The 14,582-nt window shown below is 66.1% G+C and carries 14 protein-coding genes; 5 read left to right on the top strand and 9 right to left on the bottom strand.

Features of this window, described 5'->3' with window-relative positions; genetic code table 11:
* Nucleotides 1–36 precede the first annotated feature (36 nt).
* On the bottom strand, nt 37–780 hold the full coding sequence (gene trmD, locus MTR72_RS12550; RefSeq protein WP_280967653.1) for a tRNA (guanosine(37)-N1)-methyltransferase TrmD: 744 nt from the start codon (nt 778–780) through the stop codon (nt 37–39).
* Nucleotides 781–862: 82 nt separating this feature from the next.
* Nucleotides 863–2,068, bottom strand: coding sequence for an MFS transporter (locus MTR72_RS12545; RefSeq protein WP_280967654.1), 1,206 nt, complete (start codon nt 2,066–2,068; stop codon nt 863–865).
* A gap of 184 nt (nt 2,069–2,252) precedes the next feature.
* Here MTR72_RS12545 and MTR72_RS12540 point away from each other — a divergent pair, with 184 nt between their 5' ends.
* Nucleotides 2,253–3,164, top strand: coding sequence for a LysR substrate-binding domain-containing protein (locus MTR72_RS12540; RefSeq protein ID WP_280971164.1), 912 nt, complete (start codon nt 2,253–2,255; stop codon nt 3,162–3,164).
* A 6-nt stretch (nt 3,165–3,170) separates the two neighbouring features.
* Here the strand turns inward: MTR72_RS12540 and rimM are convergent, their stop codons facing one another.
* The 3 genes from rimM to ffh all read right to left on the bottom strand — a co-directional run bounded on the left by rimM (nt 3,171) and on the right by ffh (nt 5,723).
* Complete coding sequence (rimM, locus tag MTR72_RS12535; RefSeq protein ID WP_280967655.1) at nt 3,171–3,683, bottom strand: ribosome maturation factor RimM; 513 nt, start codon at nt 3,681–3,683, stop codon at nt 3,171–3,173.
* Nucleotides 3,684–3,692: 9 nt separating this feature from the next.
* On the bottom strand, nt 3,693–4,025 hold the full coding sequence (gene rpsP / locus MTR72_RS12530; RefSeq protein ID WP_280967656.1) for a 30S ribosomal protein S16: 333 nt from the start codon (nt 4,023–4,025) through the stop codon (nt 3,693–3,695).
* A 141-nt stretch (nt 4,026–4,166) separates the two neighbouring features.
* Nucleotides 4,167–5,723 (bottom strand): signal recognition particle protein, encoded by a 1,557-nt coding sequence (gene ffh, locus MTR72_RS12525; protein WP_280967657.1) that lies wholly within the window; start codon nt 5,721–5,723, stop codon nt 4,167–4,169.
* A gap of 465 nt (nt 5,724–6,188) precedes the next feature.
* Here ffh and MTR72_RS12520 point away from each other — a divergent pair, with 465 nt between their 5' ends.
* The gene (locus MTR72_RS12520; protein WP_280967658.1) at nt 6,189–7,253 is read left to right on the top strand and encodes an MBL fold metallo-hydrolase; all 1,065 of its coding nucleotides are present in this window, start codon (nt 6,189–6,191) and stop codon (nt 7,251–7,253) included.
* Nucleotides 7,254–7,471: 218 nt separating this feature from the next.
* Here the strand turns inward: MTR72_RS12520 and MTR72_RS12515 are convergent, their stop codons facing one another.
* Nucleotides 7,472–8,188, bottom strand: a complete 717-nt coding sequence (locus MTR72_RS12515) for an SIMPL domain-containing protein (RefSeq protein WP_280967659.1) — start codon at nt 8,186–8,188, stop codon at nt 7,472–7,474.
* Nucleotides 8,189–8,193: 5 nt separating this feature from the next.
* Nucleotides 8,194–8,934 carry a GyrI-like domain-containing protein gene (locus MTR72_RS12510; RefSeq protein WP_280967660.1) on the bottom strand — a complete coding sequence of 247 codons (741 nt, stop codon included), beginning with the start codon at nt 8,932–8,934 and terminating at the stop codon, nt 8,194–8,196.
* 247 nt (nt 8,935–9,181) lie between these two features.
* Between MTR72_RS12510 and dapF the strand changes: the two genes are divergently transcribed.
* Both dapF and mtaB read left to right on the top strand, forming a co-directional pair.
* A complete protein-coding gene (dapF, locus tag MTR72_RS12505) occupies nt 9,182–10,057 on the top strand; it encodes a diaminopimelate epimerase (RefSeq protein WP_280967661.1) in 876 nt (291 codons plus the stop codon).
* Nucleotides 10,057–11,310, top strand: coding sequence for a tRNA (N(6)-L-threonylcarbamoyladenosine(37)-C(2))-methylthiotransferase MtaB (gene mtaB / locus MTR72_RS12500; RefSeq protein ID WP_280967662.1), 1,254 nt, complete (start codon nt 10,057–10,059; stop codon nt 11,308–11,310). Before dapF ends, mtaB begins: the two co-directional genes overlap by 1 nt.
* 305 nt (nt 11,311–11,615) lie before the next feature.
* On the opposite strand, the gene MTR72_RS12495 is transcribed toward mtaB, so the two are convergent.
* A complete protein-coding gene (locus tag MTR72_RS12495) occupies nt 11,616–12,725 on the bottom strand; it encodes a DUF2336 domain-containing protein (protein ID WP_341510387.1) in 1,110 nt (369 codons plus the stop codon).
* A gap of 104 nt (nt 12,726–12,829) precedes the next feature.
* The gene (locus tag MTR72_RS12490) at nt 12,830–13,531 is read right to left on the bottom strand and encodes an RluA family pseudouridine synthase (protein WP_280967664.1); all 702 of its coding nucleotides are present in this window, start codon (nt 13,529–13,531) and stop codon (nt 12,830–12,832) included.
* Nucleotides 13,532–13,589: 58 nt separating this feature from the next.
* Between MTR72_RS12490 and ftsY the strand changes: the two genes are divergently transcribed.
* Nucleotides 13,590–14,534: a signal recognition particle-docking protein FtsY gene (gene ftsY, locus MTR72_RS12485; protein WP_280967665.1), complete on the top strand. Its 945-nt coding sequence runs from the start codon at nt 13,590–13,592 to the stop codon at nt 14,532–14,534.
* The last annotated feature ends 48 nt before the right edge of the window (nt 14,535–14,582 follow it).

The raw sequence follows: 14,582 nt of genomic DNA, 5'->3' as shown, positions 1-14,582 counted from the left end.
ATTTGGCCGCTCCTATAAGGCAAGCCAAAGCGTTTGTCACCCGTCTGTCTTGTTTTTTGGCGTTTTTTGGCGTCCGGGCCGATTCGGCGCCTTGGCCCACAAATCCGGCCGCCGGGCCGCCGTCAGCGCCTCGGATTCCGCGCGCCGCCAGGCCGCGACCTTGGCATGGTCGCCGGAGGTCAGGATTTGAGGGATCGGAACCCCCTCGAAGAGCTGCGGACGGGTATATTGGGGGTACTCCAGCAGTCCATCGGAAAAGCTCTCATCGGTTCCGGAGGCCTCCTTGCCCATGACCCCCGGCAGGAGCCTGACGCAGGCGTCAATGAGCGCCAAAGCTGCGATTTCGCCGCCCGAGAGCACGTAATCGCCGATCGAGACCTCCTCGAGGCCCCTTCTGTCGATCACCCGTTGGTCGACGCCCTCGAACCGCCCGCAGACGATCAGCAGGCCGGGGCCTTGGGCCAGCTCAATGACGCGGGCCTGGGTCAACGGCCGACCCCTTGGGCTCATGAGCAACCGGGGCCGCTCCGGGCCTATCTCCGCGGCATCGATGGCGGCCGCCAGAATGTCGGCGCGCAGCACCATGCCCGGCCCGCCGCCGGCCGGGGTGTCGTCGACACTGCGGTGACGGTCGGTGGCGGAGGCCCGGATGTCGCGCGCCTCGAGCTCCCAGAGACCTGATGCCAGCGCTCGCCCGGCCAGGCTCACGCCAAGTGGCCCCGGAAACATGTCCGGAAACAGCGTCAGCACGGTCGTGCGCCAGGGTGAGGAGGTCGCCATGGCCGCTCGTTAGGGCATTGCGGCCGAGAGGTCGAGACCCCGTACAACCGCAGGCCCGTCAAAGCCGCCTGCGCCGCTCGCCTCAGGCGCCCGAACGATGCCCCTTGGGCTCGTCGGACAGATGCGATGCCAGCGCAAGTGCCAGCGGACATATCGCAAGTGCCGTTGCGGCGGTCGCCGCGGTCGCCGGCGCCGGGCCGACGGCGTCGCCCAGCAGGCCGTAGAGCACCGGCGCGATGGCACCCGATCCGATCGTGCCCGTGTAGAACAGCGCGAAGGCGCGCTCGGTGCGATGCGGCGGTGTGAGCTCGGGGACCGTCCCGTAGAGCACGGAGGATGTGCCGTTGAGCATCACGCCGAGCAGCGGCAGCAGGATGATGGCGGGCACGAGGGGCAACACAAGCACGGCCACGATCAGCGCCGCCGTTCCGCCTTCGGTGAGAAGCACGGTACGCAACGTGCCGACGCGTTCGCCGAGCCAGCCGCACGTGAATTTGCCGGCCGCGCCGCCGATGAAGACAAGCGCGAGAGCGAGACCGTTCGTCGGCAGGGATGCGCCCTTATCGCGCAGCAGGAAGGGAAGGAACGTGAGAAAGCCCATCCTGACCGCGCTGTCCAATATTCCGATCGCGAGCAGCCAATGGAAGCCGCCGCGGCCGGCGTGAGCCGCCCGCGATGGGCCGGCCGTCTTGCGTGTGGTCCCGGTCCCGACCGACGGCATCAGCAACGCGATGCCAGCGGCGACGAGCAGGCCTGCCATAGCCAGCAACAACAGTGCGTGCCGCCACGACATCACCACAAGCAACAGCGCGGTGAGTGCCGGGATCGCCGCTTTGCCGACATCGCCGCTAAAATTGTAGATGCCGAGCGGACCTCGCGCCGCCTTGCCGTAGGCGCGCGACACTGCAGCCGAGGCAAGCGGATGCTGAGTGCTCGAACCGGCTCCGGACACCAGGAGTGCCGCACCCAGCCCGATGACGCCGCCGGACAGCCCGGCGAAGACATAGCCGAGCGCCGCCAGCGCCGTGCCGAGAGCCAGAATGGTCCTCCCGTCGACCCGTTCGGCGATGCGGCCGGCGGGGATTTGGAGCCCAGCCATCGCGCCGGAATAGAGCCCGCGCATCACCGCCAGCAGCCCGTAGCTCAACGCGAACTCAGTCTGCCAGACCGGCAGCAGCACGTAGATCAGGTCGGTGTAGCCGTCGTGGATGGCGTGGTTGATGCCCGTCGCCGCGAGCGTGCGGGCGGCGCGGTTGCGTCCAGGCACTTCTGCTGCCAGGTCAGCCATGGGCATTTCCTGCGGGCGAAGACGATCGAGACAGAAAATCTGAGAAACGAAGTTTCGACATGCGGATCCGCGGATAGGGAAAGAGAAGCAATCCAAATGGCTTGCTTTCAATATGGACCGCTTTCAGCGCTCGTCACAAATCAGTAATAATCGGATCATGAGTTAGAAAATCTGGTGCATGCTCATGTTCGTCCCACGTCGCAGCCTGCCGCCCATGAACGCGGTCCGTGCCTTCGAGGCCGCCGCCCGGCTCGGCAGCTTCAAGGAAGCCGCCGTCGAGCTCAGTGTGACCCATGGTGCGGTCAGCCAGCAGGTTCGTCTCCTGGAGGAATGGCTGGGCGCGCCGGCGCTGTTCCGGCGATCGGTGCGGCGGGTGGTGCTCACGCCGGCCGGCGCGGCGCTCTTGTCCGAGTTCGGTCCCGCGCTCGATCGCATTTCGGCGGCCGTGCAGCAGCATCGCAAGCGGCGCGGTGAGCCGCCGGCGGCCGTGCTGCGCGTCAATGCGCTGGCGACGTTCAGCCTGCGTTGGCTGCTTCCGCGCATGAGCCGGTTTCGTGCCGAGCATCCCGATATCGAGGTCCGCCTGACCACGTCAAACGATCCGCTGGATGCGTTGCCCGAGTCGTTCGATGTGGTGATCCGCGGTGGTCCGGACAGTTTTCACGGCTTTGCATCGCGCTTCCTGCTGTCCGAACGCAGGTTGCCGGTGTGCAGTCCGTCACTGCTCGAGCAGCTTCCGCTGGCGGATGTCCCTGATCTCGCGCGCCACACCCTGCTGCACGTCTCGTCGATGCCGCGATTATGGCGCGACTGGTTGACCGATGCAGGCCAGCCGTCGCTCGAGCCCGCGGCGTCGCTGACGTTTGATCATTTCTATCTGACGATCCAGGCTGCGCTCGACGGCCTCGGGGTTGCCATGGGACCGACGGCGCTGATTGCCGACGATCTCGCGGCCGGGCGTCTGGTGACGCCGTTTCCCAGGATCAGCCTGCCGGCGCGCAGCTACTTTGCGTATTTCCCCGAAGGGCGCGACGACGATCCGCATCGCGCCGTGTTCTGCGACTGGCTCGAGCAGCAGGGGCGCCGCACGGGCTGAGGGCCGTTAGCGCTCCTCGCCCTCGATCTCCTGCGGCAGCGCGATCACGACGCGGCCGCCTGCAAGGTCGACCTCGGGCACCACCGCATTGGAAAACGGCAGCAGCAGCGTCGCGCCTTTGGGCGGCGCAATCTCGATGATGTCGCCGGCACCGAAATTATGGATCGCGACGACGCGGCCGAGCGCGTCGCCCGTCGTGGTGACGGCGGCGAGCCCGATCAGGTCGGTGTGGTAATATTCGTCTTCATCGGTCGCGGGCAGTTTTTCGCGCGCGACGTAGAGCTCGATGCCGTTGAGCCGCTCGGCCTCATCGCGGGTCGTGACGCCCTTGAACGTCGCGACCAGATGATCCTTGGCCTCGCGGGCCTGCGCCACCTCGAACTGGCGCTTGCCGTCCTTGGTGACAAGCGGACCATAGCGCCGCACGGCAAAGGGATCCTCGGTGAAGGTCCACAATTTGACCGCGCCGCGCACACCATGCGCGGCGCCGATCCGCGCGACGCAGACCAGCGCCGGCATGGGCTAGCCTTACGCCTTCGCGGCGGCTTCGGCCTGCGCCTTGCGCTCCTTGCGCGGCACGGCCTTCTGCGGGTTGTTACGCGCCTCGCGCTTCTTGACGCCGGCGGCGTCGAGGAAACGCATCACGCGGTCCGACGGCTGCGCGCCCTTGGCGAGCCAGGACTTCACCTTGTCCATGTCGAGCTTGAGGCGGGTCTCGTTGTCCTTCGGCAGCAGCGGGTTGAAATAGCCGAGACGCTCGATGAAACGGCCATCGCGCGGGAAGCGCGAGTCGGCGACGACGACGTGATAGACCGGGCGCTTCTTGGTGCCTGCGCGCGCGAGGCGGATAACGACGGACATGTTGGTCTCCTGAGTAGCTGTTAATTCAAAGTTCGGTACGTCATTGCGAGGAGCGAAGCGACGAAGCAATCCAGAGCGTTTCCGCGGAAGCGTTTCTGGATTGCTGCGCTTCGCTCGCAATGACGAGGCGAGAGAGTGACGTCACTTCTTCTTCCCCAGTCCGGGGAAGCCGCCGAGTCCGGGAAGGGTCGGCTTGTTGCTGAGGCCCGTGAGCCCCGGCACATTCGGTAGGCCCTGGCGCAGGCCCGCGGGCAAATCCTTCGGCAGGTTGGGCAAGCCCTGTCCACCGCCCGCGCCTTGCATCTTCTCCTGCAGCGCCTTCATCTCTTCAGGCGAGGGCATCTTCATGCCGCCGCCAAACCCCATCGCCTGCGCGATGCCGGCGAGCGGGCCGCGCTTGCCCGATCCCATGGCCTTCATCACGTCGGCCATGTTCCGGTGCATCTTGAGCAGCTTATTGACGTGCTCGACGCTCTGGCCGCTTCCGGCGGCGATGCGCTTCTTGCGGCTCGCCTTGAGAAGGTCGGGGTGCCGGCGCTCCTCGCGCGTCATGGAGTCGATGATTGCGACCTGGCGCTTCAAAATCCTGTCGTCGATGCCGGCGGCCGCGATCTGGTTCTTCATCTTGGAGATGCCGGGCATCATGCCCATCAGCCCGCTGATGCCGCCCATATTGGCCATCTGCAAAAGCTGCTCGCGCATGTCGTTGAGGTCGAACTGGCCCTTGCGCATCCGCTCGGCGGTGCGCGCGGCCTTCTCGGCGTCGATATTGGCGGCAGCCCGCTCGACCAGCGATACCACGTCGCCCATGCCGAGGATGCGCCCCGCAATACGGTCGGGATGGAAATCTTCCAGCGCATCGGTCTTTTCACCGGTGCCGATCAGCTTGATCGGCTTGCCGGTGACCGCGCGCATCGACAGCGCGGCGCCGCCGCGGCCGTCGCCGTCGACGCGAGTCAGCACGATGCCGGTCAGCCCGACGCGCTGATCGAACGAGCGGGCGAGATTCACGGCGTCCTGGCCGGTAAGGGAGTCCGCCACCAGCAGCACTTCATGCGGATCGGCGGCGGCTTTGATTGCCGCGGCCTCCGCCATCATCTCTTCGTCGAGCGTGGTGCGGCCGGCGGTGTCGAGCAGCACGATGTCGTAGCCGCCGAGCTTGCCCGCCTCGAGCGCGCGCTTGGCGATCTGCGGCGGCTGCTGTCCCGCGACGATCGGCAGCGTCGGAATGTCGAGATCGCGGCCGAGCACGGCGAGCTGCTCCATCGCCGCCGGGCGGTAGACGTCGAGCGAGGCCATCAGCACCTTGCGCTTGTCGCGCTGGACGAGGCGGCGGGCGAGCTTTGCGGTGGTGGTGGTTTTGCCGGAGCCCTGGAGGCCAACCATCATGATCGGCACCGGCGGCACCGAATTCACGTCGATGGTCTGGCCTTCCGCGCCGAGCGTGTTGATAAGCTCGTCATGGACGATCTTGACCACCATCTGGCCGGGCGTCACCGACTTCACGACGGTGGCGCCGATTGCCTGCTCGCGCACGCGTTCGGTGAAGCTGCGCACCACTTCGAGCGCGACGTCGGCTTCCAGCAGCGCGCGGCGCACCTCGCGCATCGCGGCGTCGACGTCCTTTTCGGTCAGCGCACCGCGCCCCGTCAGACGATCGAGGATGCCGCCAAGCCTTTCCGACAGATTGTCGAACAATGCCGTTGTCCCTTGTCCTGCTCGCGCAGGGTTGCCTCGTTCACCGCTGTCATGCCCCGGCTTGACCGGGGCATCCAGTACGCCGCGGCTTCTCGGTTCAAGCCGAGCTGCCTCCGGAATACTGGATCACCCGCATTCGCGGGTGATGACCCTCAATGTGCCTTGGCGCATTGCCCCAAGACGTTATTCCAAACACCTTTGCGCCCGAGGGCGCACAGCGCTGTCGGGCGTTGACCTCTGGCCTCCAGGACCAGTCGGCGGGTCGAAAAGAAAGCCTTTCCGAGAAAGTGCGCGGGGTTAAACGCCGCTCACGCCCAAAAGTCAAGGAAAGTTAGGGCGCCAAAGCGCATTTGGTAGGGTAACGCTCTGAAAATATAGTTCTTTTGGTGGCGGGTTCCAATTCCCGGAGCTCCGCCCATATAGCCGGTGATGACCTATCTCCGTTATCATCGCTAAAGCCCGCCCGTGCCGATCACCCGCCGCCGCCTGTTTGGACTGCTCGCCGGGGCCGGCGCACTGGTCGGCATTCCATCCCTTTGGATGTCTCGCATGAAAACCTATGACGGACCCGTCTCCGACCATTTCAATGGTCTGCATTTCTTTGATCCCGACGGCGTGCCGCCAAAGTCGCTTGCGGAGGTTTTCCGCTGGCAGTTCGGCGGCGGGCGCCAGCGCGCGACGTGGCCGGACTGGGCGCCGAGCCCCTACGCCGACACGCCGCCCGCGCGCGTCGACGGCGACAGGGTGCGGCTCTCCTTCGTCGGCCATGCGAGCTGGCTGATCCAGACCGGCGGCCTCAACATCCTCATCGATCCCGTCTGGTCGATGCGGGTCTCGCCGGTCGGCTTCGCCGGACCGAAGCGGCACAACGATCCCGGCATCGCCTTTGACAAGTTGCCGAAGATCGATGTCGTGCTGGTCTCGCACGGGCACTACGATCATCTCGACATCGCGACGCTGTCGCGGCTCGCCAAGAACTTTGCCCCGCGCGTGGTCACGCCGCTCGGCAATGACGTGACGATGCGCGGCGCCGATCCCACGATCAAGGTGGAAGGCTTCGACTGGCACGATCGCGTCGAGCTCGGCGGCGGCCTGACCGCGACGCTGGTGCCGACCCGGCACTGGTCGGCGCGCGGCATGTTCGACCGCAACAAGGCGCTGTGGGCGAGTTTTGTGCTGGAGACGCCAGCCGGCAAGATCTACGTTGTCTGTGATTCCGGTTACGGCGAGGGCCAGCACTTTCGTCGCGTCGCCGAGGCGCACGGGCCGTTACGTCTGGCGATCCTTCCCATCGGCGCCTATGAGCCGCGCTGGTTCATGCGCGACCAGCACATGAATCCGGAAGACGCGGTGAAAGCACTGCTGGACTGCGGCGCGCAAGCCGCGCTCGGCCATCATCACGGGACGTTCCAGCTCACCGACGAAGCGATCGACGCGCCGGCCAAGGCTTTGGTCGAGGCGCTCGATGCAGCGAAGATTCCGCAGGAGCGGTTCGTGGCGATGAAGCCGGGGCAGGTGGTGGAGATTTAACTCTCCACGTAAAGACTCGTCGTCCCGGACAAGCGCGCCTCAAGCGCGCGCAGATCCGGGACCCATAACCACAGGATTCTGTTTGGCGAAGTCTCGGGGTTATCTGCTTCGCGCCACAACCACTTCCTGTGGTTATGGGTCCCGGCCCCCGTGCGCAATTGCGCACTCGGCCGGGACGACACTGATATTGTTGCGGCAGTGTGCCTCTTGCGAGCGCTTTACTGCCCCGGCTTGATCGCCCAGCTCACATTCACCGTCACCGTCAGCGTTTCCTCGCCGGGCGCAACGGCGGCCGGCGCGGCGGCCATCGGCGCAGTGGCCATCCGGCCCTTGAACAGCGGCACCGGGCCGCCGCCTTCGGAGACGCTGAGCGGCGCGCCTAACGTGACGCCGGCGGCCTTGGCGTAGATCTCGGCCTTGCGGCGGGCATCGGCCACAGCCTGTTCGCGGGCACCGTCGAGCAGCTTCGAGGCCTGGGTCACCTCGAAGGAGATGTTGCCGATGTCATTGGCGCCGGCGCTGACCAGCGTGTCGATGATGCCAGCGACTTTCGTCACGTCGCGAATCTTGACGGTGACGCGATTGCTGGCGCGGAAGCCGACCACGGGCGAGGCGCCGCTGGATCGGTTCGGCGCATATTGCGGCTGCAGCGACAGCCGCGAGGTCCGATAGTCCTTCTCGTCAATGCCGGCGCCCTTCAGCGCCAGCAGCACCTTGCCCATCGCGGCGTTGTTGGCGTCGGCGGCCTCCTTCGCCGTCTTGGCGTCATTGGCGACGCCCGCGTCGAGCTGCGCGAGGTCAGGGGCCGCGGACACCGAGGCTTCGCCGCTGACCGAGATCACGGACGGGAAATCGTCGGCGCAGGCCGGCACGCTCAGTAGCGTGGTGGCGAGGACGGCGGCTAGAACGGATGTCAGCGCGGCGGGCTTTTTCATCGGTCTCACTTCAGTGGTACGTAGACATTGATCACGAGCTTGTCCTCCGCCGTCTTGAGGGGATCGGTGAGGTACTCCTCGATGAAGGTGTCCTTGGCTTCCAGCTTCTTGTCGTCGAGGTGATTGGTGATCGCCTCATAGGTGTTGTCCATGTTGTCGTAGGAACCGCGATGGACGAATTTCAGCGCCTTGCCCTCCGGCGATTTGCCGACGCTCATGTCCTTAGGCAGGTTCTTCGGATCCTGATCGACCGGGATCTCGGCGAGGAAGGTGAAGCCGGTGTCGTCGGTGGAGGTATAGACGATCATCGAATTGCCCGCCGGCTTGATGCCCTGCTTGTCGAGCAGCGCGGTCAGCGCCTTGAAGGCATCGATCAGGGTGTCGAAGGCCGAATCCCAATTGGCAGTGCCCTTGACCATCACGACCTTCTTCGCCTCGAGCGTGGTCTCTTGGCCGAAGGGGTCGGCGGTCTGCACCGGGGCCGGGGCGGCCGCGGCGGGCGGCGCCGTCGGGCTGGGCGCGGGTGAAGCGCCGGCGGCTGGCGACGACGGTGTTGCCATGGGTGCGGGCGAGGCGCTTACGGCCGGGGAGGGCGAAGCCGATGGCGCCGGTGACGGGCTCGCCGATGCGGCCGGTGCCGGGCTCGGGGTTTGTGCCAAGGAATCGGTCGAGGCGGCGGACAGGCCAAACGACATGGCCGCTGCCGGGATCAGCGCGGCTAGAGCGAGACGACAAAAGCGATTCATTTCATTCTCCCCAAGATCCGGCCAGCCAAGGCCTGACCCGCCAAGACCTTGCCCACCAAGGCCTTAACCCGGCTGTGCGCCATGCCGCGCGCCCCGGTTCGCGCGAAGGCCGCCGTTCTAACACGCGAGCGCCGAATTCGTCCCATGACAGATGCGTCATGGCAGATGCGCCTTGGCCATCCGCAGCAAATCACTGGCCAAGCCGCCAAGGATCGCCATATAAGGCGGGCGAAATTCGGGAATTTTCATGAGCGCGCTGGCCAACCACGCATTTGCCAAGATGAATGGCATCGGCAATGAGATCGTCGTTGTCGACATGCGCGATGCTGCGTCGGCGGTCACGCCGGATGATGCCCGCGCGGTGGCCTCGGGCAACGGCGGCGTGCCGTACGACCAGCTCATGGTGCTCCAGAAGCCGCGGCTCGATGGCACCGAAGCCTTTATCCGTATCTACAACAACGACGGCTCGGAAGCCGGCGCCTGCGGCAACGGCATGCGCTGCGTGGTGCGCCGGATTTTCGAGAAGACCGGGCAGACTACGGCGACGTTCGAGACCCGCGCCGGGCTGCTCAATTGCTGGCAGGGCCCGGCGCCCGATCTCTATACCGTCGACATGGGCGCGCCCAAGTTCGGCTGGCAGGACATTCCGCTCGCGGAAGAGTTTCGCGATACCCGCTACATCGAATTGCAGATCGGGCCGATCGATAACCCAATCCTGCATTCGCCGTCAGTGGTGAGCATGGGCAATCCGCACGCGATCTTCTGGGTCGACGACGTCGATGCCTATGATCTCGGGCGTTTTGGTCCGCTGCTGGAAAATCACCCGATCTTCCCCGAGCGCGCCAACATCACGCTCGCCCATATCGTCGATCGCGACCACATCACGATCCGCACCTGGGAGCGCGGCGCCGGCCTGACCAAGGCCTGCGGATCGGCGGCCTGTGCGACGGCGGTCGCCGCGGCACGGCTGAAGCGCACCGACCGCAGCGTCGAGATCACGCTGCCGGGCGGCAAGCTCGGCATCGAATGGCGCGAGCGCGACGACCACGTGCTGATGACGGGCACCGCGACCTTCGAATATGAGGGCACTTTCGATCCGGCGCTGTTCGCGCCGGTGACGTGATGGCCGTCGACGTCGTCACCTTCGGCTGCCGCCTCAATGCATTTGAGGCCGAGGTGATCCGCCGCGAGGCGGAAGGCGCGGGTCTTTCCGATACCATCGTCATCAATAGCTGCGCCGTGACCAACGAGGCGGTGGCGCAGGCGCGCCAGTCGATCCGCAAATTGAAGCGCGAGCGGCCACAAGCGCGGATTGTCGTCACCGGCTGCGCAGCGCAGACGCAGGTTGCGATGTTCGCCGACATGGCGGAGGTCGATCGCGTCGTCGGCAATGACGACAAGATGCGCGCGTCGGCCTGGCGCGAGACGCGCGATGCTTTCGACATCGGCGCCAGTGAAAAGATCGCCGTCAGCGACATCATGACGGTCAAGGAGATGGCGCCGCATCTCATCGACGGCTTTGCCGCCGGCCTGCCGCGCGTATTCGTGCAGGTGCAGAACGGCTGCGATCATCGCTGCACCTTCTGCATCATTCCCTATGGCCGCGGCAATTCGCGTTCGGTGCCGATGGGCGCCGTGGTCGAGCAGGTGCGGGCGCTGGTCACGCGCGGCCGCGCCGAGATCGTGCTGACCGGCGTCGATCTGACCAGCTATGGCGCCGACCTGCCGGGCGCGCCGAAGCTCGGCATGCTGACCAAGCAGATTTTGCGGCACGTGCCGGAGCTGAAACGGCTGCGGATCTCCTCGATCGACTCGATCGAGGCCGATGCCGATCTGCTCGATGCCATCGCCGATGACACGCGCCTCATGCCGCATCTGCATCTGTCGCTGCAATCCGGCGACGACATGATTTTGAAGCGCATGAAGCGGCGGCATTCGCGCGAACAGGCGATCAGGTTCTGCGAGCAGGTGCGCCGACTGCGGCCGGACATCGCGTTCGGCGCCGACATCATCGCAGGCTTTCCGACCGAGACGGAAGAGATGTTCTCGCGCTCGCTCGACCTCGTCGAAGAATGCGGTCTCACCTTCCTGCACGTCTTCCCCTATTCGCCGCGCCCCGGCACGCCCGCCGCGCGCATGCCGCAGGTCGCAGGCGCCGAGATCAAGGATCGCGCGCGGCGGCTGCGTGCCGCCGGCGAAGCGGCGCTGCGGCAGCGGCTGCAAGCCGAGCTCGGCGCGACGCGCGACGTGCTGATCGAGAGCGAGGGGCAGGGCCGCACGGAGCACTATCTGCCGGTGGCGGTTGCGGGTCAGCGGGTGGGCAGCGTCGTGCCGCTCAGGATCGCCGGCAGCGATGGCGAGCGGCTGACTATATAATCCGCTGTCGTCGCCCGGCTTGACCGGGCGATCCAGTACGCCGCGGCTTCTCCGCATCTCGTCACTGTCTCTGGAATACTGGATCACCCGCTTTCGCGGGTGATGACACCGTCAATTTGGTGACCGCCTGCCCCCCAACGTCGTCCTGGCGAAAGCCAGGACCGATACCGCGGAATCTATCCGTCACGTATGGCGGGAGTCCCGAACGACGAGTCTTCGCCAAACTACTCCCTGGGGTAATAGGTCCTGGCTTTCGCCAGGACGACGCCGTGAATTCGGCGATAGCGTGCGCGCCTTGCACACCCCTAAAACGCCCTTACCTGCCAGAACCGCAGCGTCCGGCGCGCGTTCTCCGGCGTCATGCGGGCGAAATGGCCCTGCGCTCTTGTGAGATCCGCCGGCTTCATCGCGCCGGTGGCGTAGCGGCTTTCGAGCACGGCGGCGGTGGTTTCCCAACTGAGTTGTGCTGCGCGGCACGGCACGAGCAGGCCGTCGTCGCGCAGGCTCTGCATCAGCGGGCGGATGACCTCGACGGTAGACTCGGCCAGCGCCGCCAGGGCCGCCACGGTCTCCTCATAGCGCCGCTGCGTGGCGAAGCCGAGCAGCGTCCCTTCGCTGAGCCGGCCGGTCGCCTTGAGGTTTGCGATGGCGCGCTTGGCACCTTCGAAGTCGCGGATGCCCGACATCTCGCGCTCGACGCCCAAGGTCACGGATGCGATCGCGCTCTGGATCTCCTCGAACAGATGCGGCGGCGCGCGCGACAACAGCCGCGTGCGAACCGCATCGCTCGCCGAGCGCAGCAATTGGCGCCGCAGTTCCGAGGGCAGGTCGACGCGGACGCCGACGCTCACGGCCAGTTCCGGATCGGCCTCTGCCTGTCCGACGATGACGGAAAATCCGGCTCCCGAGACGCGCGCGCCGGGATTGGCGGCGAGCCTGCGACTCACGCTCGGATAGCGGCGCGCCAGCAGCGCGTCGGTGACGATCTCCTTCAGCCACCAGCGGCCGGCGACCGCGAGCAGATGCGGCTCGCCCTTGGTCGACGCGATCTTCACCAGCTCGGCATCGTCGAGACGTGCGGATTCCTGGAGCACGGGACCCGCGATGCGGATCTCGTCATTGCTGGCGAGGCGGCGGATGACGGATGGCGGTGCCTGCGCGATCGGCGCAAGCTGCGTGCTGATTTCGGCGAGCGCGATGCGCGCTGCCACATCGGCGATCGCGCGCAGCTCGATGGTGCCGATCAGGCGCTCGAGCACGTCGTCGAACAGCGCGATCTGTTCGTCGCTGAAACTGCCGGCGCAGGACAGGAACAGGTCGGTGACGCGCCGGGCAGTTTCCAGGCCCTTTTCCGCCGAGCCAAACCGAATTGCGGATTCGACCTCGTTGATGATCGATAGCTGGGCCTTGGGCATCACGCGCTGCTCGTCCTGAGCGGAATTACGGAAGCTTGTTCTGAGCAACCGCTATCATTAGCGGCGAGCGCTGAACGTTTCGTAAACCATGCGCCTGGGCGCAGCTATTCGCCATTCCATCCGCAGACGCGGAGCCGCTCGTGCATATGGGCGGGCGCCGGCGCCTCCACGCGGACCGGCTCCTTGTTCCGCGAGATCGGCACCACGATCTCGCGGGAATGCAGATGCAGGCGCGGCTCGCCGAAGCGCGGACCGTTGCCGTAAATGTTATCGCCGACGATCGGCCAGCCGCTCGCGGCCGAATGCACGCGCAATTGATGGGTGCGGCCGGTGACGGGTTCCATGGCGAGCCAGGTTAGGCCTGCGCCCCGGCCGATCACCTTCCAGGTCGTGACCGCTTTCTGTCCCTCGGGATCCGGCTTCTGCCACCAGCCACGCTCGGCATTGAGGCGGCCGAGCGGCATGTCGATGATGCCTTCGTCCTCGGCGGGGCCGCCCTCGACCACGGTCCAGTAGGTCTTGCCGATCTTGCCGTGCTTGAACAGCAATCCCAGCGAGGCCGTCGCCTTGCGATGGCGCCCGAGCACGAGACAACCGGAAGTGTCCTTGTCCAGCCGGTGGGCCAGCACCGGCGGCCGCGGCAGGCCGAAACGAAGCGCATCGAACGAGGCTTCCAGGTTCGCCCCGCCCTTGGGGCCGCGATGCACCGGCAGGCCCGCCGGCTTGTCGATGACCAGCATCAACCCGTCACGGTGCAGCACGCGCGCCAGGATTTCGTCGGCAGTCAATTCGGGAACATCGAGCAAGGATAAGGACTTTCGGTCAAGACTTTCGTTTGGGAGCCGGAACGGCTAACACGCCACCATGAACGATACCACCGATACCCCCAAGCTGAGCTGGTGGCGCCGCCTTTCCAACGGGCTGAAGCGCACCTCGTCCTCGCTCGGAACCGCGGTCGCCGATCTCGTCACCAAGCGCAAGCTCGACCGCGCCATGCTCGACGACATCGAGGACGTGCTGCTGCGTGCCGACCTCGGCACCGAGGTCGCGGTCCGGATCGCGGACGCCGTGGGCACCGGGCGCTATGACAAGGCGATCTCGGCAGACGAGGTGAAGGACGTCGTTGCCACCGAAGTCGAGAAGGTGTTGTCGCCGGTGGCGAAGGCGCTCGAGATCGATGCGGGCAAAAATCCCTTCGTCATTCTCGTCGTCGGCGTCAACGGCTCCGGCAAGACCACGACCATCGGCAAGCTCTCGGCGAAATTCGCCTCCGAAGGCCGCAAGGTGATGCTGGCCGCCGGCGACACGTTTCGTGCCGCCGCGATCGAGCAGCTCAAGGTTTGGGGCGAACGGACCAAGACGCCGGTCATCGCCGGCGCGCAAGGCTCGGATTCGGCGAGCCTCGCCTTCAACGCACTGACGGCGGCGAAGGAGCAGGGCATCGATGTGCTCCTGATCGATACCGCGGGACGGTTGCAGAACAAGTCCGAGCTGATGAACGAGCTCGAAAAGGTCGTGCGCGTGATCCGGAAAGTCGATGCCACTGCGCCGCACGCGGTGCTGCTGGTGCTGGACGCCACCGTCGGCCAGAATGCGCTGTCGCAGGTCGAGGCGTTCCATCGCACCGCCGGCGTCACCGGCCTCGTGATGACGAAACTCGACGGCACCGCGCGCGGCGGCATCCTGGTCGCGCTGGCCGAGAAATTCAAGCTGCCGGTGCATTTCATCGGCGTCGGCGAAGGCGTCGACGATCTCGCGCCATTCACCGCGCGCGATTTCGCCCGCGCCATTGCCGGAATCGAGTCATAGGTTTTCTCTCGTCATGCCCCGCGCAGGCGGGGCATCCAGTACGCCGCG

The sequence above is a fragment of the Bradyrhizobium sp. ISRA442 genome, from assembly GCF_038085055.1.
Lineage (GTDB): Bacteria > Pseudomonadota > Alphaproteobacteria > Rhizobiales > Xanthobacteraceae > Bradyrhizobium.
Note: the sequence above shows the minus strand (reverse complement) of the source record. Positions and strands in the feature narration are given on the sequence as shown.